We start from the raw sequence: 24,107 nt of genomic DNA, 5'->3' as shown, positions 1-24,107 counted from the left end.
TGATATTAAAATTAACGGCGAATAAATTCAAAACTGCCGTTAGGGTCAAGCCGCATAATGGTTGATGGAGACTTTTTTTCCATACTGTGCTGATCTATATCCACCACGTAATCAACACCATCAATAATATCATGGTCTATTTTAGCAAAATACTCCGGCGAAGGCTGCCCGCTGATATTGGCAGATGTAGATACGATGGGTTTGCGCAGGCGTTGGATCAGTTGCTGGCAAAAAGGGTGGTTACTTACCCGGATACCTACGCTGCCGTCGTCGGCTATTAGGGCGGGGGAGAGATTACGCGCGCCCGGCATCACCAGTGTAAGTGGGTTCTCCGCAAATTCTATCAGTTGATAGGCTATCTCGGGCACTTCGGTAATATAGCTTTGCAGCTTGTTATCGTTATCAATCAGCACGATCATGCTTTTGCTTTCTTCGCGCTGTTTTAGGGCGAAGATCTTTTGCACGGCCTCTGTGTTGGTAGCGTCGCAGCCAATACCCCAGATGGTATCGGTAGGGTAAAGGATGATGCCGCCATCCTGTAATACTTTTAATGCTTTGTTTACTTCATCCTTAAGCATGGGCGATCACTTGTTTATAAATATTCATCAATTGTGCCGCTAAGTTACGGTCTTGAAACCGTTGCGCATAAATAAGCCCTTTTTTTATCATCAGCTGACGCGTTGCGTCGTTGCTTAACACATCGTCTATCTGCTTCGCCAGTGCTTTTTCATCGTCAGGTCCTATGTACCGACTGAATTCGCCACCGGCTTCTTCGAGGCAGGAACCAGTTGCCGCAATAACCGGGACCGACGACACTAACGCCTCCAAAATTGGGATCCCAAAACCCTCATAGCGGGAAGGGTATACAAATAATTCTGCCGATTGATAAACCGCTGGCAGATCGTCAAAGCTCACCTTATGCCTGAACTGCATTTGATCAGTGAGGTTATTGGCAGTTAAGAATACCTTCACCTCATCCAAATAGGCTGTTGCTTTACCAACCACTACCACAGGGATAGCCGTTTTTAAATAAGGCAGTGCTTTAGCCAGCAGCATCAGATTCTTACGTTGCTCAATGGTGCCAACGTTTAACATGAACCTGCCTGGCAGGCTATATTTTTGTTTGACAGCTGCTTTTTCTTCGGAAGATCGTTCTATGCCAAACTCGGGCGCACAGCCCTGGTAAACTACATCAATTTTATTTTCGTCTATATTTAGTAGTTCAATCAAGTCTTGTTTGGTGCGTTCGCTAATAGCAATAATCCTATCAGCGGTTTTGCAGGCGCGTTTGGTTTTGGCGGTATAAATGAGGCGGTTTATCCAGCCATAATATTGCGGGAAACGCAGGAATATCAGGTCGTGAATAGATACTACTGTTTTGATACCGGTATGGCCGATGCCTAAAGGCAGTTCGTAGCTTAACCCGTGATAAATGTCGATGCCGTCTCGTTTAAGGTTGCTCACCACACCTTTACTGCGCCACAATGCAGTAAGGTATTTACCAGCAGGCGTAATGGTTTTGATATTGGTAAAATCCGCGAAAAAATCACGCCACTTATTGGGTTTAAGTTTCGGCGTATAAAGCAGGTAGGTGTTTTCGGGATAATGTGCTGCCGTGGTTTTTATCAGCCAGCGGCTAAAGTTGCCCAGGCCGGTGTTGTTTAAAAAAGCACGTTTGGCATCGTATCCTATCTTCATTAGTTGTGAGTTATGGTTGTGAGTTTTGAGTAGCGATTGATGAGTTTTAAGTAATGAGTATAAAATGTACGATCTGTAAATCACCGCCCATTACTTAACACTCATTACTCAATACTTTCTTTTTTAACTCATCACTCGCTGCTCAAAACTCACAACTTAAACGGCTACGTTATTCTCCCTCAAAGCATCATTCAATGATGTCTTTTTATCGGTAGATTCTTTGCGGGTGCCGATGATGAGGGCACAAGGCACCTGGTACTCGCCGGCAGGGAATTTTTTAGCGTAAGTCCCCGGTATAACTACCGAGCGGGCAGGCACACGGCCTTTATATTCAATCGGCTCGGGGCCGGTAACATCTATAATTTTGGTAGACGCGGTTAAAACTACGTTAGCACCTAAAACGGCTTCGCGTTCTACATGCACGCCTTCTACAACAATAGCACGCGACCCAAGAAAACAGTTGTCCTCAATGATCACAGGTGCTGCCTGTACAGGCTCTAACACACCGCCGATGCCCACGCCACCGCTCAGGTGTACATGCTTGCCTATCTGCGCGCACGAGCCTACGGTTGCCCAGGTATCAACCATGGTGCCTTCATCTACATAAGCGCCAATGTTTACGTACGATGGCATCATGATAACGCCTTTGGCCAAATACGCGCCGTAACGGGCAATACCATGCGGTACCACGCGTACACCAAGCTCTTTATAGTTGGTCTTCAGGGCCATTTTGTCGTGAAACACAAAAGGACCTGTTTTTATTTCCTTCATCTCGCGGGTAGGGAAGTATAATATAACGGCTTTTTTAATCCAGTCGTTAGTATGCCAGCGGCTGCCGATGGGTTCAGCAACGCGTATCTCGCCTTTGTCCAGGCGGTCGATAACCGTTTCAATGGCGTTGGTATAATCTTTTTCAGTTAAGAGGTTGCGGTTTTCCCAGGCATCCTCTATCATTTTTTTTAGTTCGATCATCAGCAGAAATAAATTTTGTCAAATTAAAGGATTTTTAGGGAGATTTGTTTGCATTTGTACTGTCAAGATTATGCCTGAAAAAGAAAAACTAAGAATTGATAAATATTTGTGGGCCATCCGCATGTTTAAAACCCGTACGCTGGCCTCTGATGCCTGTAAGGCTGGCCGTGTAAAGCTGAATGGCACCAACATTAAACCATCGCATGAGGTACGCACCGGCGAAACCTACCAGATCTCCAAAGGTCCCGACCGTAAAGTGATACTGGTAGCCGGCTTGTTAGAGAACCGCGTAGATGCCAAAAAAGCGGTGGACTACTACCAGGACATTACCCCGGTAGAACAAACTACGGCCTTTAAATCGATGTTCCATGCCCCGGTATTAAAACGCGATCGTGGTACCGGCCGCCCCACCAAACGCGACCGCCGCGAAACCGATGATTTGAAGGATAACTTTTTTGAAAAGCCGGAAGGGGAGAAGGAACAATAATTAACACTTGGCCGCCGCTCACTACTTCCCATTTTTTCGGCTAAAGCCAATTCTTTGACTTCACATTAACCGTTGGCTAAAGCCGAACGGCAATGTGAAAAAAATACTATTCTCCATTTATTGCCGTCTCCTTTAGGGGACGGATGGCAAAATCCATATATGTGGCTTTAGCCAAAACAGCGTGACGGTTTAAAGGCGATTTTTATAACTCCTACTCATAACCCATCACTCACCAAATCCTTTTTTATCCCTATTTTTGCATTTTATAACCTGCTGCCGCACAAAAAGCGGTTGGCAGCGTTAACAACGCTACATGAAAAACACCTACCCGGGCGAAGATTTTAAAATTGCGATAATAGGACTTGGCTATGTTGGCCTGCCGCTGGCTATCGAATTCGCCAAAAAATATAATGTCTTAGGTTTTGATATCGACCAGCAACGCATCCTGGAGCTGAGCCTCGGCACCGACCGTACGCAGGAAGCCAATATAGACGACCTGCAGCAAGTATTGAAGCATTCGGCTGATGCAGGCTTGAAATTCTCTTCAGACACCGAAGAACTGCGCAATTGCAATACCTATATTGTTACCGTACCCACACCTATCGACCAGTTTAAGGCGCCCGATCTCGGTCCACTTTTAAAAGCAACTGAAATGCTTGGCGAAGTATTGAAACCCGGTGACCTGGTGATCTACGAATCTACCGTATACCCCGGCTGTACCGAAGAAGATTGCATCCCGGTACTGGAAAAAGCATCGGTACTGAAATTTAATGAGGACTTTTTCGCGGGCTACTCCCCGGAACGCATCAACCCGGGCGATAAAATAAATACGCTTACCAAAATAAAGAAGGTAACCAGCGGCTCTACGCCGGAGGTTGCACAGCGAGTGGACGACCTATACGCTTCCATCATCACCGCCGGCACACATAAAGCGCCAAGTATAAAAGTTGCCGAGGCTTCCAAAGCGATAGAAAACGCGCAGCGCGATGTGAATATTTCCTTTGTGAACGAACTGGCGCTGATCTTCGACCGGATGGGCATCGATACCAACGATGTATTGGATGCCGCGGGCACCAAATGGAATTTTTTAAAGTATAAGCCAGGCCTGGTTGGCGGGCATTGCATAGGAGTGGACCCATATTATTTAGCGCACAAAGCCGAATCATTAGGCTATCAGCCGCAGGTAATTCTCTCCGGGCGAAGAGTAAATGATGAGATGGGCAGCTTTGTAGCAGGTAAGGTAATTAAGCTGCTGGTTGCCAAAGGACATGATATCAGCCATGCCAACGCGCTGGTGCTGGGTATTACCTTTAAGGAGAATTGCGCCGATGTGCGCAACAGCAAGGTAGTGGATATTTATACCGAATTGAAAGCCTTTGGGCTGAACGTAGATGTTTACGACCCTTGGGCTGATGCTGAAAAAGTACAGGATGAGTACCAGATAGCATTAACCGCAAGCATTGATAAAAAGTACGACGCCATTGTTTTAGCAGTAGCCCACAATGAGTTTTTAGCGCTGGATTATAAGGCGATCTCGAACGGTGAGACGAGCGTTATCTACGATACCAAATCGGTGTTACCGCGGGGGATTGTGGATGCACGGTTGTAATTAGCCATTTTTGATGCACAGAAATGACGATTTCTTATTCCAGAGCCTGTATCAATTGCTTTGTTCGGGCTTGTTCGGGCTGTTCGCACCCTATCGCGAACGCGAACACGCGCAATCGGCGCTTGATTTTTTTGAGTATTATTGCAAACCAAAATATACCGGATCTTTTTAGCTAATGAAGAGTATCGCCCAAAAAGTATTTGATATCGAAATTGAGTCGCTGCAGCACGTGGCCTCGATGATAGATGAACAGTTTTCGCAAGCGGTGGAAGCCATCCTGCAATCGAAAGGCAAGCTGGTGGTTTGCGGCATGGGTAAAAGCGGGCATATCGGTAAAAAGATCTCGGCCACGCTTACCAGCACCGGCACCCAAAGCTTTTTTATGCACCCTGCCGAAGCTTTCCACGGCGACCTGGGCATGGTAGGGGAGCATGATATTATCCTCATCCTATCCTACTCCGGCGAAACCGAAGAAATTTTAAAGTTGGTGCCGTTTTTAAAATGGCATAAAAATTTATCCATAGCCGTCACAGGCAACTCCAATTCTACACTGGCCAAAAACGCTACCTATCACCTTAATGTGGGTATTAAGCAAGAGGCTTGTCCCCTGGAACTGGCGCCAACATCGTCTACCACGGCTACATTGGTAATGGGCGATGCATTGGCCGTGGCGTTAATGACGGCGAGAGATTTTAGTCCGGATGATTTTGCGAGGTTCCACCCCGGCGGGCGTTTGGGCAGAAAACTATTAGTGCGGGTGAAAGACCTGATGCGTACCGACGCGCTGCCTTTTTTAGATCCCGGTGCAAATTTTACGCAATTGATCATCCGCATGTCCGAAGGGAAATTGGGAATGGTGGTTGTAGGTACAGCAGATGAAGTTTTTGGCGTTATAACCGATGGCGATCTGCGGCGCGGATTGGTAAAATATGGAGATATTAACCAACTGCCCATTTCAGAGCTAATGAACCCCAATCCCATTTTTGTGAAAGAAGAGGAATTGGTTTACGATGCCGAAGCTTTAATGTTGGAGCGTAAGATAACCACACTGCTGGTGCAAAATAGCGATAACCAGGTAACCGGCGTTTACCAGATATTTAACCAGGCATAAGCGGCAGATGAAAGCGATCATAGTAATACCCGCCCGCTTAAAATCGACCAGGTTACCCGATAAGGTTCTGTTGGACCTTGGCGGCAAACCCGTTATCCAGCGTGTTTACGAGGCCTGTATGCGGGCCAAATTGCACCAGGAAGTTTGGATAGCCGCCGATAGCGATGTGGTGTTTAACCTATGCAAACAGTTTACGCCAAACGTATTAATGACCAGCGAAGAACATCCCAGTGGAACCGACCGCATTGCGGAAGTGGTGGAGAAAATTCCCTGCGATATTGTGGTGAACGTACAGGGCGACGAACCTTTTTTTGATGCCGATATTATCGACCGATTGATCACCGCCCTGCGCGAGAGCGATGCCGCCATGGCCAGCGTTTGCGCCCCGGTAGAAACACTGGACGAATTGCATAATCCCAACCTGGTGAAAGTAGTTACCGATGTAAACGGTTACGCTTTGTACTTTTCGAGGTTCAGGATCCCATACTCGCGCGATAAAATATTGGAAGACCCTTCGGGTTACAAAAAACACATGGGCGTTTACGCTTACCGGGCGGAGTTTCTGAGCAAATTTATCCAGCTGCCTGTTTCTTTTTTAGAAGGGTCTGAAAAACTGGAGCAGCTGCGGGCTTTGGAAAATGGTTATAAAATTAAAATGATAGAAGTTACAGGTTTCGAGAAGGGGATAGATACCCCGGAGGACCTGGAACTTGCGCGTAAAAAAATAGAGAATAATGGCACTATATAAAAACATTACCGAGAAGCCCTTTTTTATTGTTGGCCCCTGCGTTATGGAAAACCAGGAATTGCTTTACACTGTAGCCGATAAGGCTGCGGAGTTGAAAAGCAAGTACCCCATTACCGTGGTGTTCAAATCCTCGTTCGATAAAGCCAACCGTACCAGCATCCACGCTTACCGCGGCCCGGGCATTGAGAAGGGGTTAGAAATGCTGAACAATGTGAAGGAAAAATTTGGCTTGGATGTCACTACTGATATTCATGAGCCGTTCCAGGCGGCTATTGCAGCACAGGTAGTAGATATTTTGCAGATCCCGGCATTCCTTTGCCGCCAAACGGATCTGCTGGTAGCGGCCGCGCAAACCGGCAAGGTAGTGAATGTGAAAAAAGCACAGTTTCTATCAGGGCAGGATATGTATTACCCGGCGCAAAAGGTGAAAGAAGCCGGCAACGAGCAGGTCATCCTAACAGAACGCGGCAACTCGTTCGGCTACAATAACCTGGCGGTAGATTTCAGGAACATTGCCGATATGAAAGAATTTGGCTACCCGGTTTGCATGGATTGTACCCACTCGGTACAGCGTCCCGGCGGTGCAGGTGGTAAAACCGGCGGCGACCGCAAATTTGTACCCAACATGGCCCATGCGGCCCGTGCCTTCGGCGCATCCGGCTACTTCATCGAAACCCATCCAGACCCTGACCACGCGCTTAGCGATGGTCCGAATATGTTGTATTTGAACGATCTGGAGGAGTTGGTGAAATCGCTGATCAGCTAAATTGTTACTTGGCGAATGGCGGTGGAGACACCGTCATTCGGGTTTGAAAAAACCTTGTCATGCTGAGCGATAGCGAAGCATCTATTCGCCGACAGACATCGGTGTATGCAAAGTTCGCTATCAAATCCCTCGCTCTCGCTCAGGATAACAAATACGATTTTTAATACTCGTCCTTATCCTCTATCGATTTCCAATGCTTAAATGCCGGTTGCGCTTCGTTGCGCATTAATTGTTCAAAGGGTAATTTGCGCTTCTCCATGGGTAGTTCCAATTCGTCGTAAATAAAATGGTCGTCGAAACCGATGGCGGCGGCATCGGCCTTGGTATTGGCGTAATATATTTTGCTGATGCGGGCCCAGTAGATAGCACCCAGGCACATCGGGCAGGGTTCGCAGCTGGTGTAGATCTCGCAGCCCTCCAAATTAAAAGTGCCCATTTCTTGGCAGGCGAGGCGTATTACAGATACTTCGGCATGTGCGGTTGGGTCGTTGGTGGGTACCACCTTATTGGCACTGCGGGCTATCACCATGCCGTCTTTTACTATTACGGCACCAAAGGGGCCGCCCAAGCCCTGTTTTACGTTATATTCCGATAGGTCTATCGCCATCTGCATAAAATCCTCGTGTCCCATATCCGTCGTTTTTTATCTTCCTCTATAAATCAAAAAACCCCAACCAATGGCCGGGGTTTTCTTTTTTAATATTATTTATTATTTGTTCATTTTCTAATCTGCACATCCGCATATCCACGCATCTGCACATCCAGAAATTATTTCTTGTCTTTTGCGTAATCGTCATTAAGTCTTTTAATAACATCAGCGGTAACATCCAGGCTTGGGTCGCCGTAAAGCATACCTGTGTTGGCGCGGGTGAAAGTTAATACCATTTTGTAGCCTTTTTCTTTAGCGTAAGCTTTGGTAAACGCAGCCAATTTTTCGTAGAATTTATTTTGTTCGTTGGCTTGATCCTGCTGAACCTGTGCACCTGCATTTTGCTGATACTGCTGAAACTCCTGGCCCGAACGTTGCAGTTGTTGCTCTGTTGCTGCACGTTTATCTGCAGGCATTGTCGCAGCATCCTTTTGGTATTCTGCATATCGGCGTTGTACCGCCTGCTGGCGAGACTGTACATCGGCCTGTGCTACTTTGGCTTTATCTTCCAGGCGTTTAGACATATCATTAAAATAGTCATATTTAGCAACAAGTGTATCCTGGTTAATGAACACTATTTCATGTGTTCCAGCTGATGTTGTAGTGCTTGCTGCTGCTGCAGGTTTGTCGGCAGTTTTATTTTGGTTGCACGCAGTTACGCCTGCTGCCAGTGCTATTGCCAAAACTGATTTTGTAACGATTGACGCGTTGATTTTCATTCTGTTTATCTAAAAAAAATTTTGACAAAGATAAACTTTCGTATGAAGTTTCCTAACCCTAAAAAGGATGTTTATTATGGGTCATATTTATCCACATTAGTGCTAATAATGATGTATATGTGCATCAAAAACCGTACTTTTGCATATAAAACTCCACCCCGGAGTACGTTATTGTTTTAGATAAATTATGAGCGAAGAAAATCAGGATAAATCGAACTACTCAGCAGATAATATACAGGTTTTAGAGGGTTTAGAGGCCGTACGTAAAAGGCCATCGATGTACATTGGCGATACGGGCGTAAAAGGGCTTCACCACTTGGTTTACGAGGTGGTAGATAACTCGATAGATGAAGCGCTTGCCGGCCATTGCGATACCATTAAGGTGGTTATTCAGAAAGACAACTCCATTTTAGTTTCGGATAATGGCCGTGGTATCCCAACGGGTATTACTACCAAAGAGAAGCGGTCTGCATTAGAAATTGTAATGACGGTATTGCACGCCGGCGGTAAATTCGATAAGGATACCTACAAGGTATCAGGCGGTTTACACGGCGTTGGGGTAAGTTGCGTTAACGCGCTATCGATACACTTAACCGCTTTAGTTTACCGTGAAGGTAAGATCTGGACGCAGGAATACGAAAAGGGAAAACCTTTGTTTGATGTAAAAACCATTGGCGAAACCGATAAACGCGGTACCACTATCATTTTTAAACCGGATGCCGAAATTTTTGCACTTACTACCGAATATAAATACGATACTCTTGCCGCACGCTTGCGCGAACTGGCCTTTTTAAATAAGGGTATCCGCTTATCGTTAACAGACGAGCGCGATGCCAACGAAGACGGCACATACCCTACCGAAGATTTCTATTCGGAAGGCGGCTTAAAAGAGTTTGTTAAATACCTGGATGGGACCAGGACGGCTATCATCCCCGAGCCAATTTACCTGGAAGGCATTAAGCAGGGTATACCTGTAGAACTCGCTTTACAGTACAACGATACGTATATAGAGAATGTACACTCTTACGTGAATAACATTAATACCATTGAAGGTGGTACCCACGTGGCGGGTTTTCGTATGGGGCTAACCCGCACCCTAAAAGCGTATGCCGATAAAAACGGCCTCCTGAAAAACATGAAGGTTGAAATAACCGGGGACGACTTCCGCGAGGGGTTAACCGCCGTAATTTCGGTAAAAGTACAGGAGCCGCAATTTGAAGGGCAAACCAAAACCAAGCTGGGTAACAGCGAGGTGAGTGGTGCCGTAAACGTTGCGGTTGGCGAAATTTTGGGTAACTACCTGGAAGAAAATCCAAGGGAAGCTAAGATGATTGTTCAGAAGGTTATTCTTGCTGCTACTGCACGTGCCGCTGCCCGTAAGGCCCGCGAAATGGTGCAACGCAAGAGTGTGATGAGCGGTTCGGGCTTACCGGGCAAGCTATCTGATTGTGCCAATAGCGACCCTGCATTATGTGAACTTTACCTGGTAGAGGGTGACTCGGCGGGTGGTACCGCCAAACAGGGCCGCAACCGCGAGTTCCAGGCGATATTACCATTACGTGGTAAGATCCTGAACGTGGAGAAAGCCATGGAGCACAAGATCTACGAGAACGAAGAGATAAAAAATATGTTCACCGGTTTGGGGGTAAGCATTGGTACCCCAGAGGACGCCAAGGCGCTTAATATTGCCAAGCTACGTTACCATAAAATTGTAGTAATGACGGATGCGGACGTGGATGGATCGCACATTACCACGCTGATATTAACCTTCTTCTTCCGTTACATGAAGGAGCTGATAGAGTACGGCTACATTTATATCGCTTCGCCACCGCTTTACCAGGTTAAAAAAGGTAAAGAATTTGAATACTGCTGGAACGACGAGCAACGCGATATAGCTGTGCAACGCCTAAAAGGACAAGGTAAAGAAGATAGCGTACATATACAGCGTTACAAAGGTTTGGGCGAGATGAATGCCGAGCAGTTATGGGATACCACCATGAACCCGGCTAACCGTACCCTTAAAAAGGTAAGTATTGAAAACGCTGCCGAGTGCGACCATACCTTTAGCATGCTGATGGGTGATGAAGTTGCCCCACGCCGCGAGTTTATTGAAAAGAACGCTAAGTACGCACGTATAGATATCTAATTGGATGTGTCCCGAACGTTCGGGATGCAATACTGATAGCTATCTGTAAAACTGTGCAGATGCTTCCATCTTTTAACATTTAGCCTCGCTTTTAAGCGGGGCTTTTTTGTTTGCCACTATTAATTCGGGACAAGAGCAATCTTACCTCCAGGGCTTGCTTGCACACCGGCTCTTGCTGCCGTCAATTGCCGCTATCGTTTGCAATTGACGATGTGTGACGGTGGGGAAAACAAATGCCTAAAATTCCAAAAATGCTTACTTCGCTTCTTCGTATTCAGATACTAATGCGTAAGTTTAAATACCTTATCACAAACCATGAAAAAAGTTGCATTTGTAATTATACTCACCCTTTGCTTTTTGGGTAAAAGCTTTGCCTGCTTAAATGGCGAAGTGTACGTATTGGGCAACCACGCGTTTTTGTATACCGACCGGGTGGATGATACGCCACGCGGGCACTATTTTTTCGATGGGGAAAGAAGAAATCATATCAAAAGGTATGTTCGCGAACTTGATAGTTTATATAGATTAAAAAACGATATCCGATACTTATCTGACGAGGGACTTGTGCTTGTCGTACTTGGCGAGTATAAAAAAGCCATCGCCCTTTACCAGGAAATTGAAATGACGGAACCCGACCGCTATTCCACTGCATCTAATATTGGCACTGCCTACGAATTGGACGGGCAAAACAAGCAAGCATTATTTTGGATAGAGAAAGCAGTAAAACTCAATGAAGATTCGCATTTTGATTCGGAGTGGATACATGTCAATATCCTCAAAGCAAAACTTGGCGGCCGGCAGCTTATCAATTCTCAATTTTTATTAAATACCGATTTTGGAACGGATAGCATACCCCGTACAGCACTAAGGATGAAAAGTTTAGACTCGTTATCCAGTGCTTTATATTATCAATTGAATGAAAGGATCTCCTTTGTAAAACCGAAGGATAAAATAGTAGCGCAGTTGTTATTTGATTTGAGTAATATAACCTTCCTCCGCGGAGATTATAGGGTTGCACTTGCTGATTATCAGCTGGCAAAGGAATATGGGTATGATGACAAATTGATCGATCTGCGCATTCAAACCTGCCAGATGTATAGCAGGGACGCTAAGAGGATGTACGTGCCCAACCAGGTAGGTGGTATTAAAAAAGCCAACAATTATATTATTATCGGGCTCGGGATCGCAACGCTCATTATTTTCGCCGCGTTAATGTGGAGGAGGCGGTATGCGGAGGCCAAAGGCGTTTAAAGTTCTCCATCATTTTTTATGGACTTAACAACCGTTGAATATTGCAGAAGCAATGCTTATCGTCTACAGATCTGTCGGGAGATTGCTTTGTTCCTTGCAAAACGATGTGGCGATAACGGGACGGTTTTTCGCTACTTTAAAACCAGTACCTTCTTCCCAAAATCTATAACCGCCTTATATTTCACCAAGATATCGCTACCTATAACGCCTAAAACTTCGGGGTGGCCCAATTCGCGGTAGGCGATGTTGATGGTAGATAGGTCGAGTACGGCTACCTCAATTTCATCGATCAGTAATTCGCCTATCCAAACATTGTTAATTATAGCGGTAGCAGACTGCATGGTATTAGTGCCCAGCCCGGTAGAAAGCCGTTCGCTGGCGATAATAGGAGCATCTTCATTGGCCGCTAAAAGCAGCTCATGGTCGAAAGCGGTGCGTGATGCGCCGGTATCCAGCACCACTTTAAACGGTTTGTTAAAAAGGGTGATGTCCAGCAGGGGATGGAAGCCATCTTTGTGCAAGTCTATCATGTGCAGCGGAACGGATATTTTGTTCATTAGTTCACCAGTTCGTTAGTTCATTTGTTTGACGCGGTAAACCCCGATCAGTTACAATCACTAACTCGTAATTATTAAAAAGGATAGCCGATAGCGATGTTCAGTATAGCGTTTTTAAAGCTTGGGCTTATGCTGCGGCTGGCACCGTTGGTGCTATATGGTGTCACCAGCGGGAAACCAAGATCTGTACGCAATACCAGTACCGTAGCATCAAACCTTAAACCAAAGCCTGCATCCACCGCTAACTGACTCAAAAAGTTAGGGCCGAACGTACCGCCTGCCTGGTGTGGCTTGGCATTCCAAACGTTACCTGCATCGGTAAACAAAGCGCCGTAAACAATGCTGAAGAGTTTAACGCGGTACTCCAGGTTAGCCTCAAGCTTAATATCGCCCGATTGATCGGCAATGAAGCCCCCGTTTAACGAACTTGCGTCTACGGTACCGGGGCCTATAGACCGTGCCCTAAAGCCCCTTAAACTATTAGGCCCGCCGATAAAGAATTGCTGGTTGTAGGGCAGAATAGTAGAGTTGCCATAAGGCAGCCCAACGCCAACCAATACCCTTGCAGCAATTTTACTGCCGGTTCCCATTTTATGAAAATACCGTAGCTCGGTCTCCACTTTAGCATACTGGTTAAAAGTAGAGCCCAGAAAAGTTTTTGCCTTACCGCCCAGTGTATCGGCACCGGTTAACAGGCCGTAGATATTGTTAGACAGGCTCACTTTTCCACGGTAGAAAATACTGTTGGTGCGGTAATCTTCGGTAGTGTTATCAAATGTGTACGCATAGCTTGGTCCCCACGTAAATTGCGGGTCGATAACGTGCTTAAGCGCCGGGTTACGGTTGTTTGGGTTGTTGATGCTATCCGTATAAAGGTCACTAACGTTACGTGGCTTTACGTAGGTTATCTCCAGTAAATTAAACTCGTTCAGTTTATGTACATTGGTTTTAAACGAATACCCGAAAGAGCCGCTGAACGAATTGAGCGAGTATAACTTACTTCGGACTACCGACGTATAATTAAGCGTAAGCGTAGTGCGCGGTATGTAAGCGTTATCCGCCTTAATATTGAATGGCCCAATGATCCTCGGCCAGGAAATGGATGGTTGAATACCATATTGAAAAACGTTGAACCCGCCGTTGCTGCCGCCTACCTGCACATCGGTACTGGCAAATAAGGTTACGGTTAACAGCTCCCCGCCTTTAAATGCGTTCCTGTTTTTCCAGTTAAGGTTTATTTGCGAGCCGGTATAGCTTGCCGATGTGGTGCGCCCCAATAGTTCCAATTGTAACGATTTGCGTTTGTACGGTGTTAAAAAGTAGTAAACATCCAGCTTTGGCGAATCAGGGGTAACATCTTCAAAACGGTTTTTTACATATTGATAAGGCCCCAGGTTGATAAACCTGTTAAGCGAGTTATTGTGCGTGGTGCGGCTGTACGTATCGTTGGGGTGCAATAGTACCGTATTGGCAAACAGGTAGGGTTTTGCCGTTTTACGCGGATCTATTAAATTATACCAGCGGTAAAATTGTGCCTGATTCAGTTTTAACGAAGTATCGCGCAGGGAGTAATTTGGATACACGTAAATATTGCGGATAGTGTAGATCTCGCGTGCCCTTTCCGGTGTGGTGGGTTTAATGCTTACGATCAAGTCGACCTGATGATTGATGATGGTGCTGTCTACCTTGATGATCAACTGCTCGGGCGCGAAGAAAAAGAATCCTTTCTCTTTGAGGCGGGCATCTATGCGGATCCGTTCCGATTTAATAACGTCCAGGTTATACTTGTCGCCAACCTTTAAAAGAGACTCTTTCATGGTGCCCCTTACAGCGGTATCTAAACTGTTATCGGTAGCTACGGGGAAGGCCACACTCCGAATGGTATAAGATGGGCCGGCATTTACTATAAATTCCGCTTTGGCTGTTCTCTTCTTACCAATGGTATCGCCCCTAACGGTTGCTTGAAAATAGCTCTCGTTTTGCAGGCGGTTTTGCATAATGGTACTGTTCTTCTCAAGGTTCACCTGGCTTGTCAATACAGGCGGCTCGCCGTACTTGCTAAAGAATTTTTGGATAAAGCCTTTACGTGCTTTTGTTTTATAATAAAGCCAAAGTTTGATACGTAACCCCAATAACGATGAGTTTGGCTGCGGGCGCACAGTGGCGTTCAACTCACTGCTGATGGCCTTGGCATCGCTTTTTTTAATGTCTTTATCTTCTACCTTTACCGAGCTACCAGTATATAATTTTTCATTGGCTGGCAAATACTTGGTGGTACTGCAAGCGCTCACGAATAGTGAAAGGAATAATAAATATTTAAGATGCTTTATCATTGTATAGTTGTGGTCTGGGTCCTGGTTCTGTCTTCTTTATCTTTTTGCTGCGAAGCTTTCTCCTGCTCGTCTTTTATTTTTTGTTCCTCCTGGTAACGCTTACGCATGGCCTTCTCTTCCTCGGTACGCTTGCGGAATATCTCGCGGAAGCGGTTGTAATCAACAGTTAAGGAGAAGCCCAGTCCTGTTTCCACTATCTGGCCCTGTATCACCACGTATTCATCCTTTCGGTAAGCACGCAGGGTGTAGCGGCCATCCTTACTCAGCTTATAATTTACTGATACGTTACCGGCAATATTGGATGTTTTTTGCCCGGCCTGCGCGCCTTCCAGGTTAAAATTATTGCCCACGGACACCGTTAGCCTGTCGTTCAGGAAACGTTTGGATACGCCAACGTTCAGGTCCGTTCGGTTTTGTGCCGTGCCGGAAGAATAATCCTGCCCGGAAGTTAAGCCGAAATTAAGGTCTACACCGGATATCAGACCAGCTCCAAGGCTGTTCAACTGATCGGACAGGAGGCTGCTTACGCTGCTGCGAATTGCACCTTCAACACCTGCGCTGCCACCCTGACTTTGTAACGGGTTATCGCCGATGAAATGGCCGAGCACCAGTACGCCCAATACCTGTTTATTCAGTTCGTTGGGATCCTGCCGTATTTGGTTCAATCGGGTGTTAACGGTGGTAGTAACCTCGCCAGATACATTATAATTACTATCGGGCAGGGTGATATCAAAGCTGATATCGGGCTTTAGCAATTCATTCCGCAGGTTAAGGTTTACGTTAAACGGTAGTTTTTGCTTGTATTGCGTATTGTTTACATCACCTAATTGGTTTGCAACCAGGTCTATCGGTGGCACGTTGGCCACATAAATCGCGGTCAGATCAATATTAGCGCTGGTAGGGTCGCCCGTCCAGGTGATGGTGCTGCCTTGTTTAAAATTAAACTTGCGACTAACCGTAGCGTATGATAAATTGTACGATCCCTGGTTTACCACATACGTGCCGGTTAAACTCATTTTCCCGCTCGGGTCTATGCCGCCGCTCAGGTGGGCCTCGCCTTTTAAGTGAACCACATCGCCGTTGCGTTCGTCTATTACAATGGTAAAGTTGGCGTTCTTGTCGATGTTTACGGTGGCGTTCACATCCAGCCCGGTAATTTCAGATTGCTTTAACGAATCCAATTGCCGTGCCAATAATATCGAATCCATTTTTGGCGCGCTTTGGTCTATAAATTCAACAACGCCTTTCCTGTCTTCCACGCCGGGGTCGGTAGTGGGGAGAACGAAAACCATATCTGTTTTTTCGTTCACGGTAAGGGTAGCATCAACAACGGGTTTAGCCATATCTCCGCGTACCTTCACGTTGGCATCCATAAATAATTTACCATAGAAGAGTTGATTATCGGCTTTGGTAGAGTTGATCACCCGGAAATTATTCATCCGGATATCCATGCCAAATTTAAAGTCGGTATAGGTTTTGGTGAATACCGAGCCCGTTACAATGGCCTTATTGCCAGTAGAATCTACGAGGGTAAAATCGTTAAAGCGGATGCCTTCATCATTGAACGTAATGCTTTCCTGCGGCATGGTAAAATAGGAATTGAGCATGGATACGTTAAACCCTACCTTATTAAAGTTGATGTTCCCCCGTACGGCGGGCGCTGCCGTTGTGCCTGTGATTTTAAGCTGCCCGGTAATATTGCCGCTGGAATTGCGGATGCTGCCGAAGCTGAAGCCTTCGATGCTCTTCATCCCCAAATTCACAATATTCAGGTTCAGATCGAAGCGGCTTTCGGGTAGGGTGTAGTACATGCCGTTCAGGTCTACCTGGTTGCCTTTGCCGGTGATGCTCATCTGCGCGGCGTAGGCATTGGCGGTTTGGTTGTTTACTTTCAGGGCGATGTTACCAACGGTATCGCCTTTAAAGTTAAAATCGCTTACGTTTATAGCGGCTTCAAACGTTGGCGATTTTTGAAAATTACTCACCACCGCGTTGCCGTTTATTGTACCGCCCACCAATAACGAATCCTGCTTGGCCATTTTGGTGATGGTTTCAATTTTAAAGTTCTTAAAATCTACCGTGATAGGGGAGTTATATTCACCCGAGTTACTGTTAACGCTTAAAACCTGGTTGCTATTGGTTAAGCTAAAGTTGCGCGCCAGTATTCCTTTGTTGCCAAAGGCAAGGGCATTGCTGGGGTTAACGGCCCATGGCGTATAATCCAGCAGTACGCCATCCTGTAAAAAGCTGAACTGATACTCGTCCGGGATCACGCTGAACACGCCCGCTACCCGGTAGCGTTCTTTTTTAGCCGCATCGCGCACTTGCACATTAAGGCCAAGCTTATTGTTTTGCGCCGCACCGGTGATGCTTGGGTAAAGGATATCTAATGATGTACCAACCTTTACCTGGTCAACCGTTAAGCTATAATTAAGGGTATTGTTGCCGGTGTTGATGGCAAGTTTGGCATTATTAATCGTGTTGGTGCCGTAGATTGTTTTTGGCATCGAGCCATTCACCACCAGTTCGCCAGTGGTACTGTTGAAACGACCATTGATCAAAACAGGGTCGAGTTGTTTCAAGTCGGGCGCGAATTTTTCTACCAGCGGCGTTTTTACCATCCTGGCATCAAACGTAAATTGCTGCGGCGAATATTTGGTTTTTACCGCCGGCGTTTTACTTACCAGGTTGGTATTGTAATATTTGTTGATCACATCCATTACTGCGGGGCCAACTTCGGTCAATTTATACTTGCCACCCATGTGGGCGTAAAATATTGGAGTTTTTAAACGGAGGCTGCTGCTATCGGCATTAGCGGTTGAGATGAGGCTTACAGTATCTAAATTAATGCGCTGCCCGGCGTTGTTAACCAATAGATCTGTAGCAAGGATGTTCGCGTTCAGGTAATCGGGGTCGGCGGTGGGTACATCAGCCACTATCTTGCCATGGAAACGCATTACTGTTTTGGTAAAGCCCAGTTTTTGCAGGTCGATACTATCTACCATCAGCGTAGCATTTACCGATGGGTATTTCTTATTCATATTAGCCTTGGCATCCAGCCTAAAGTTGATGTTAGGGTCTATCATGCGGGCGTTAGCCACGTAAGCGCCATTACGGGCTGTGCCCTTTACTGCCAGGTTTTTGTAGGTGTAACCTTTAACGTAAGCGCTTGCCACATTGCCGTTAAACTTCAGACTGGCGGTTTTGGGGTCGAGCCCGGCGCCGCTGATGTTGGCGCTCATGGTAACCATGCCCACCATTTGTGGTTGTTTGGTTAGCGCACCCACATTCAGGTTGTTGGCCTTGATATCGGCCGAATACGTTTCGCTGCCTTTGCGTTTGCCGCTTTTCATGGCGGCTACCAAATCTACCGCGCCATAGCTACTGCGCAGGTTCATTTTGGTGCTGAAGTTTTTCATGCTGCCCTTGAAAGTACCCCTCAGGTTCATATTTTCGGGGATGCTTACATTCGGCGGGATGGTACCTTTTGGCACAAGGCGAACAATATCGCTGCGGCTGGTGCGGAAATCGTTAACAGTAAGGTCCAAGTAGGCTTTGTCCACATCGGGCAGGCCTTTTGCAACTGCGGACGCTTTTACGTAGGTGTTGCCAAAGCCGCTTAGTTCTAAATTGGGGATGCGCAGGTTATCTACCGTGCCGTTAACCCTGCCGTTAATTTTTAAAACGGTATTGGGCGACGATTTAAATGGCTCCATAGATGCCATGGTTGGCATCAGCAGCAGTATATCGTGCAGCCCTAATTTGCTGCCATCCAAATTGGCGTTGATGCTCAGCTTCCCCAGGTCTTTTGTTAACGATTCGATGGACGGGTAACCAACTTCCAACTCTTTTTGAATAACGGATCTCGGGGTTTCTACCAACAGATCTTTCAAATAAGCGCTTTTTGGCCCGTAGAAGAAGGTGGTGTGAAACTTATCTATCTTCAAGCCGCTCTTCTCGCTAAAGGTGAAAGAGTTTACCCTGCCCGATAAGCTATCCGGGTTATAGGCTATCTTCTCTACATCCGCATTCAGGTTTTTGATATTCATGTGCGCAAAGTCCAGCCCGCGTGGCAGGGCTTTTTGCGCGTCGTTATCAAATTTAATATTATCGTTTACCAGGGTTATCTTGCCCAAATCGGCAGTCCAGCCTTTTGCAGTTTGCCTTACCGAAACCAGTGTATCCAGTTTTTTAATGGCCTGGCCCACCGCTTTAGCTACAGTTTTTGGTTTTTCAAATATCAATCCGGCATCCGTGTTGCTTAGCTCGATAGATTTAACGCCTACGTGCTGATTGCGGAGGTCTATCTTATCCATGTTCACTAAAAACTTACCCAGGTTTACAGATGCCGCCATTTCCTTGCTGCGGTAATCAACCTTTACTTTGTCAACATTTATTTCTCCGAGGGTAAGGTCCATATTCAGCGGTGTAACCGCTGTATCAACGGTAGCCGTCTGTGCAATGGAGGAACCGGCAGGTGTTTGAATGATCTTCGCGTCCACCCCACTCAGGTTTATCTTCGGGATGGTGAACTTCATCTTATCCAGGTCGAAATCCTTTATACGGGTATCAAAATGGCCAAGCAGGAATCGCACATTGTTGCCGGTGGTAACATCTTTGTAGGCAACGTTGATTTTATCCAGGATTATCTTATCGATAGAGAATTTCATGGTAGATGCCGTATCGGTAGGCTTAACCTCTTTTTTCTGTTCCCCTGCAAAAGCTTTGATGATGTAATCGAAGTTAAACAGGCTATCAGGTCCGCGGCTAATTTTGGCCGTAATACCTTCCAGGTTTATCTCATTTATCTCAACCTTGTTTTTAAGAAGTTTCAGCAGGGTGATATCTACTTTTAGTTTATCGCCTGCAATCAGGGTGTCTTTCTTCTGGTCTTCAAAATAAACATCTTCAAGCACCAACAATTTTGGCAGGCCCAGGCTAATGTGGCCTATCTCTACTTTGGTGTGAATTTTATTTTGTAAGAAGGTTACCGCCTTGTCTTTAGCATAATTTTGTACAGCGGGCACCTGTATTAAAATAACCACAAGCAACACCAAAAAAATGATGCTTGCAATTATCCAAAGAATTGTTTTGAGGGCTATACGTCCAAATCGTTCCAAATCTGCAATGGGTTGAGGTTAAACTTTTATATTACAAAGAAAATGCCGCTTGTTTTAATACTTTGCCAACACCTTGAAAAGGAGAATGTTTTTTGAAAATCAATCTTTTAGCTGAGAAAATGTGTGATTTTGAACTTGTAATGTAAAAATTACACAACCACGTGTATTAAAGCGTAAGCTATCTGATTTTTTCACCCACTCCTTAGTCATTTTTTGTGTTGATAAAAAAATCCGTAGACAACAGTACACCCGCCTTTCGATTTTTGATAAATTTGTAATCTACACGATACGGAGAGAAAGATACTATGCCAGAATTTTCGCACTTACACGTTCATACCCAGTTTTCATTACTCGACGGAGCCGCCGATATAACCAAGTTATACAAAAAAGCCGCTGCCGATGGTATGAAGGCCCTGGCTATTACCGACCACGGGAACATGTTTGGCGCGTTTAAATTTGTGGCAGAAGCCGGCAAGCATGGCGTAAAGCCCATTGTGGGCTGCGAGTTTTACGTGGTAGACGACAGGCATAAAAAGCAATTTACCAAGGAGAAAAAGGATAAGCGTTACCATCAGCTGATGCTGGCAAAAAACGCCGAGGGGTACCAAAACCTAATCAAGCTTTGTTCTCTCGGATATATGGAAGGCCTTTACAGCAAATGGCCACGTATAGATAAAGAACTTATTCTCAAATATCATAAAGGCATTATAGCTACAACATGTTGCCTGGGCGCTTCGGTACCGCAGGCAATTTTGCGGGATGGCGAGGCCGCCGCCGAAATAGAGTTTAAATGGTGGCTGGATCTGTTTGGCGAAGATTTCTACATAGAAATGCAGCGCCACGATATCCCCGAGCAAAACACAGTGAACCTTGTGCTGGCTAAATTTGCCAAAAAGTATAATGTAAAGGTGATCTGTTCTAACGATTCGCACTACGTGGATCAGCAGGACTCCAACGCGCATGATATTTTGCTTTGCGTAAACACCGGCGACCTGCAAAGCACGCCCATAGCTACCGACGAGGAGGGTGGCAAGGGCTATCGCTTCGGTTTCACTAACGACCAGTTCTATTTTAAAACGCAGGCCGAAATGGGCAAGCTGTTTTCGGATATCCCCGAATCATTAGATAATACTCAGGAGATTGTTGATAAGGTGGATGTACTGAAATTAAAGCGCGACATCCTGTTGCCCAATTACATTATCCCGCCCGAGTTTAAGATCCACAGTGATATGACGCCCGACGCGGACACCCTTAACCAGTGGGAGTACCTGAAGCACCTGACCTTTATGGGGGCCAAGGAACGTTATATAGATATTAGCCCCGAGGCGGAAGAACGAATCAACTTCGAGCTCTTCACTATCCGCACCATGGGATTTGCAGGGTACTTCCTCATCGTTGCCGATTTCATCAGGGCCGGTCGCGATATGGGCGTGTTCATTGGCCCTGGCCGTGGATCGGCGGCGGGGTCGGTGGTGGCCTATTGTACCGGTATTACCAATATCGATCCGCTGAAGTATAACCTCCTGTTCGAGCGTTTCCTCAACCCCGATCGTAAATCGATGCCCGATATTGATACGGATTTTGATGATGCCGGGCGCCAAAAAGTTATCGATTATGTAGTTGATAAATATGGCAAGAACCAGGTAGCGCAGATCATTACCTACGGCTCCATGGCCGCCCGTACGAGTATACAGGACGTTGGGCGTGTGCTGGATATGCCTTTATCTGATGTAAACGCCCTGAAGAAGCTGGTGCCTGACACCTTGGGGATCAACCTGAAAACGGCTATTGAGCAGGTACCCGAACTGCAGGCGATATACAAATCAACCGAACTAAAAGGTATTGTGCTTCGCGAAGCAGAAAAACTGGAAGGCTCGGTACGTAATACCGGTGTACACGCCGCAGGTATCATCATCGCGCCTTACGACTTAACAGACATTGTACCGGTTGCCACCGCGAAGGACTCCGACCTTTTGGTTACCCAGTACGATGGCCGTGTAATTGAGGATGCAGGTGTAATTAAGATGGACTTTTTGGGCCTGAAAACCTTGACCATTATTAAGGATGCGCTGCGCATGATCAAGCTGAATCATGATGTTCATATCGACATTGATTACATTCCGCTTGATGACGTTAAAACCTACGAGCTTTACCAGCGTGGCGATACCAATGGCACTTTCCAGTTTGAAAGTGATGGTATGCAAATGTACCTGCGCGATCTGAAACCTGATAAATTTGAAGATCTGATAGCCATGAACGCTCTGTATCGCCCGGGCCCAATAGAGTATATACCCAACTTTATTAAACGTAAGCACGGCCAGGAACCTATTGTGTTCGATTTGGCCGATATGGAGGAATACCTGGGCGAAACCTATGGTATTACCGTATACCAGGAACAGGTGATGCTTTTGTCGCAAAAATTGGCCGGTTTTAGTAAGGGCGATGCCGATGTTTTGCGTAAGGCGATGGGTAAAAAGCAAATTGAGATCCTCAACAAAATGGAGTCCCAGTTTATGGATGGTGCTATTGCCAAAGGCCACGCTAAAGATAAACTTACCAAAATATGGACGGACTGGAAGGCATTTGCCCAATATGCGTTCAATAAATCGCACTCTACCTGTTACGCTTTTGTGGCCTACCAAACGGCTTTTTTAAAGGCGCATTACCCGGCAGAATACATGGCGGCGGTACTAAATAACCAGAACAACATGGAGAAGATCACCTTCTTTATGGAAGAATGCCGCCGTATGGGGGTAGAGGTTTTGGGGCCAGATATTAACGAAAGTGATATGGCCTTTGCCGCAAGTAAAAAAGGTGTTATCCGATTTGGGATGGCGGGCGTAAAGGGCGTTGGCGAAAAAGCGGTAGAAAGTATTATAGAGGAACGCAACGAGCGCGGCCCTTATATCAGTGTTTACGATTTTGCACAGCGCTCCAACACGCGGTCGGTAAACCGGAAATCGTACGAGAACCTGGTTTATGGCGGCGCTTTTGATGAGTTTAAACTGAAGCGCGCACAATTTTTTGCCAAAACAGAGAACGGGCTTTTAACCGGAGTAGAGCGCCTGATCAAATACGGAAACGACTACCAAAACACCAAAAATAGCTCGCAATCGTCGTTGTTTGGCAGCTCGGTAGCATCTTACATTCCAGAACCTGCAATGCCCGAGGCGGAAGAATGGCCATTGATAGAAAAGTTGAAATACGAAAAAGATGTTATCGGCATCTACCTCACCGGGCACCCGCTTGATAATTATAAGCTGGAACTGGAAAAATATTGTAACACTACCATAAGTGAGTTAAAGGTTGTGCAAAAGGCCCGCTCGGGGGAAGGCGGCGAGGAGGTCATGAACAAGTTTGCCGAACTACGTAAACGTGGCGAAATATGTATAGGCGGGCTGGTAGGCAATGTGCAGCATAAGATGACCAAAATGGGGAAACCATTCGGCACGTTTGTGCTGGAAGACTACGATGAATCGTACGAGTTTGCATTTTTTGGCGAGGATTATGTAAAATTCCGCAACCTGATGATGGACGGCTACTTTTTGCATATTAAAGGTAATATTGAGGAGAAATTCAGGCAGAAAGATAACTGGGATCTGCGTGTAACAGTGATGTCGCTGTTATCAGAAATGCGCGATAAACTCACCAAATCTATCACGGTGAACCTGGATATCAGAACACTGAACGACCAGGTGATAGACAACCTGATGCAAATGGTTAGCACGAATAACGAGAAGTACCCATCCAGGAGTTGTGCGTTAAAGTTTAAGATAAACGATGGCGAGGATTCGATGTACGTTAACCTCTCCTCCAAAACCCATAAAGTAAGCCCAAGCGACGACTTTATGGCGGAGATATTGAGTTTGACAAATACGAATGCGGTGTTGAATTGAGTTGATGAGTAGTGTATCGATTGTGCAGATAAGCGAGGTGGTTCA

At 46.0% G+C, this 24,107-nt stretch carries 16 protein-coding genes; 8 read left to right on the top strand and 8 right to left on the bottom strand.

What is annotated here, in order from left to right; translation table 11 throughout:
• Positions 1–11: 11 nt before the first annotated feature.
• The 3 genes from EPL05_RS02450 to EPL05_RS02440 form a co-directional block, all read right to left on the bottom strand.
• A complete protein-coding gene (locus tag EPL05_RS02450; protein ID WP_128531919.1) occupies positions 12–578 on the bottom strand; it encodes an L-threonylcarbamoyladenylate synthase in 567 nt (188 codons plus the stop codon).
• Complete coding sequence (locus EPL05_RS02445; protein ID WP_128531918.1) at positions 571–1,698, bottom strand: glycosyltransferase family 4 protein; 1,128 nt, start codon at positions 1,696–1,698, stop codon at positions 571–573. The genes EPL05_RS02450 and EPL05_RS02445 overlap by 8 nt, the downstream gene beginning before the upstream one ends.
• A 156-nt stretch (positions 1,699–1,854) precedes the next feature.
• Positions 1,855–2,670, bottom strand: a complete 816-nt coding sequence (locus EPL05_RS02440) for a 2,3,4,5-tetrahydropyridine-2,6-dicarboxylate N-succinyltransferase (RefSeq protein WP_208394655.1) — start codon at positions 2,668–2,670, stop codon at positions 1,855–1,857.
• Positions 2,671–2,740: 70 nt separating this feature from the next.
• Here EPL05_RS02440 and EPL05_RS02435 point away from each other — a divergent pair, with 70 nt between their 5' ends.
• The 5 genes from EPL05_RS02435 to kdsA all read left to right on the top strand — a co-directional run bounded on the left by EPL05_RS02435 (position 2,741) and on the right by kdsA (position 7,391).
• A complete protein-coding gene (locus EPL05_RS02435; protein ID WP_128531916.1) occupies positions 2,741–3,157 on the top strand; it encodes an RNA-binding S4 domain-containing protein in 417 nt (138 codons plus the stop codon).
• A 313-nt stretch (positions 3,158–3,470) separates the two neighbouring features.
• A complete protein-coding gene (locus EPL05_RS02430) occupies positions 3,471–4,766 on the top strand; it encodes a nucleotide sugar dehydrogenase (protein ID WP_128531915.1) in 1,296 nt (431 codons plus the stop codon).
• Positions 4,767–4,941: 175 nt separating this feature from the next.
• Positions 4,942–5,877, top strand: a complete 936-nt coding sequence (locus EPL05_RS02425) for a KpsF/GutQ family sugar-phosphate isomerase (protein ID WP_128531914.1) — start codon at positions 4,942–4,944, stop codon at positions 5,875–5,877.
• Between the two features lie 7 nt (positions 5,878–5,884).
• Positions 5,885–6,625: a 3-deoxy-manno-octulosonate cytidylyltransferase gene (gene kdsB / locus EPL05_RS02420; RefSeq protein ID WP_128531913.1), complete on the top strand. Its 741-nt coding sequence runs from the start codon at positions 5,885–5,887 to the stop codon at positions 6,623–6,625.
• Positions 6,612–7,391: a 3-deoxy-8-phosphooctulonate synthase gene (gene kdsA / locus EPL05_RS02415; protein WP_128531912.1), complete on the top strand. Its 780-nt coding sequence runs from the start codon at positions 6,612–6,614 to the stop codon at positions 7,389–7,391. The genes kdsB and kdsA overlap by 14 nt, the downstream gene beginning before the upstream one ends.
• Positions 7,392–7,551: 160 nt before the next feature.
• Here kdsA and EPL05_RS02410 read toward each other — a convergent pair whose 3' ends face one another.
• Positions 7,552–8,022: a nucleoside deaminase gene (locus EPL05_RS02410; protein WP_208394654.1), complete on the bottom strand. Its 471-nt coding sequence runs from the start codon at positions 8,020–8,022 to the stop codon at positions 7,552–7,554.
• 137 nt (positions 8,023–8,159) lie between these two features.
• Positions 8,160–8,759 carry an OmpH family outer membrane protein gene (locus tag EPL05_RS02405; RefSeq protein WP_128531911.1) on the bottom strand — a complete coding sequence of 200 codons (600 nt, stop codon included), beginning with the start codon at positions 8,757–8,759 and terminating at the stop codon, positions 8,160–8,162.
• A 187-nt stretch (positions 8,760–8,946) separates the two neighbouring features.
• Between EPL05_RS02405 and gyrB the strand changes: the two genes are divergently transcribed.
• Both gyrB and EPL05_RS02395 read left to right on the top strand, forming a co-directional pair.
• Positions 8,947–10,905 (top strand): DNA topoisomerase (ATP-hydrolyzing) subunit B, encoded by a 1,959-nt coding sequence (gene gyrB, locus EPL05_RS02400; RefSeq protein ID WP_128531910.1) that lies wholly within the window; start codon positions 8,947–8,949, stop codon positions 10,903–10,905.
• Positions 10,906–11,220: 315 nt separating this feature from the next.
• Entirely contained in the window at positions 11,221–12,156 is a 936-nt protein-coding gene (locus tag EPL05_RS02395) for a tetratricopeptide repeat protein (protein ID WP_128531909.1), read from the top strand.
• 131 nt (positions 12,157–12,287) lie between these two features.
• On the opposite strand, the gene EPL05_RS02390 is transcribed toward EPL05_RS02395, so the two are convergent.
• The 3 genes from EPL05_RS02390 to EPL05_RS02380 form a co-directional block, all read right to left on the bottom strand.
• Positions 12,288–12,713, bottom strand: coding sequence for an aspartyl protease family protein (locus tag EPL05_RS02390; protein WP_128531908.1), 426 nt, complete (start codon positions 12,711–12,713; stop codon positions 12,288–12,290).
• 74 nt (positions 12,714–12,787) lie between these two features.
• Positions 12,788–15,046: a translocation and assembly module lipoprotein TamL gene (tamL, locus tag EPL05_RS02385; protein ID WP_128531907.1), complete on the bottom strand. Its 2,259-nt coding sequence runs from the start codon at positions 15,044–15,046 to the stop codon at positions 12,788–12,790.
• Entirely contained in the window at positions 15,043–20,166 is a 5,124-nt protein-coding gene (locus EPL05_RS02380) for a translocation/assembly module TamB domain-containing protein (protein ID WP_128531906.1), read from the bottom strand. Before EPL05_RS02380 ends, tamL begins: the two co-directional genes overlap by 4 nt.
• A gap of 305 nt (positions 20,167–20,471) precedes the next feature.
• Here EPL05_RS02380 and dnaE point away from each other — a divergent pair, with 305 nt between their 5' ends.
• Positions 20,472–24,062 carry a DNA polymerase III subunit alpha gene (gene dnaE / locus EPL05_RS02375; RefSeq protein ID WP_128531905.1) on the top strand — a complete coding sequence of 1,197 codons (3,591 nt, stop codon included), beginning with the start codon at positions 20,472–20,474 and terminating at the stop codon, positions 24,060–24,062.
• Positions 24,063–24,107: the final 45 nt, after the last annotated feature.

It is taken from the genome of Mucilaginibacter gilvus, assembly GCF_004054195.1.
GTDB lineage: Bacteria > Bacteroidota > Bacteroidia > Sphingobacteriales > Sphingobacteriaceae > Mucilaginibacter > Mucilaginibacter gilvus.
Note: the sequence above shows the minus strand (reverse complement) of the source record. Positions and strands in the feature narration are given on the sequence as shown.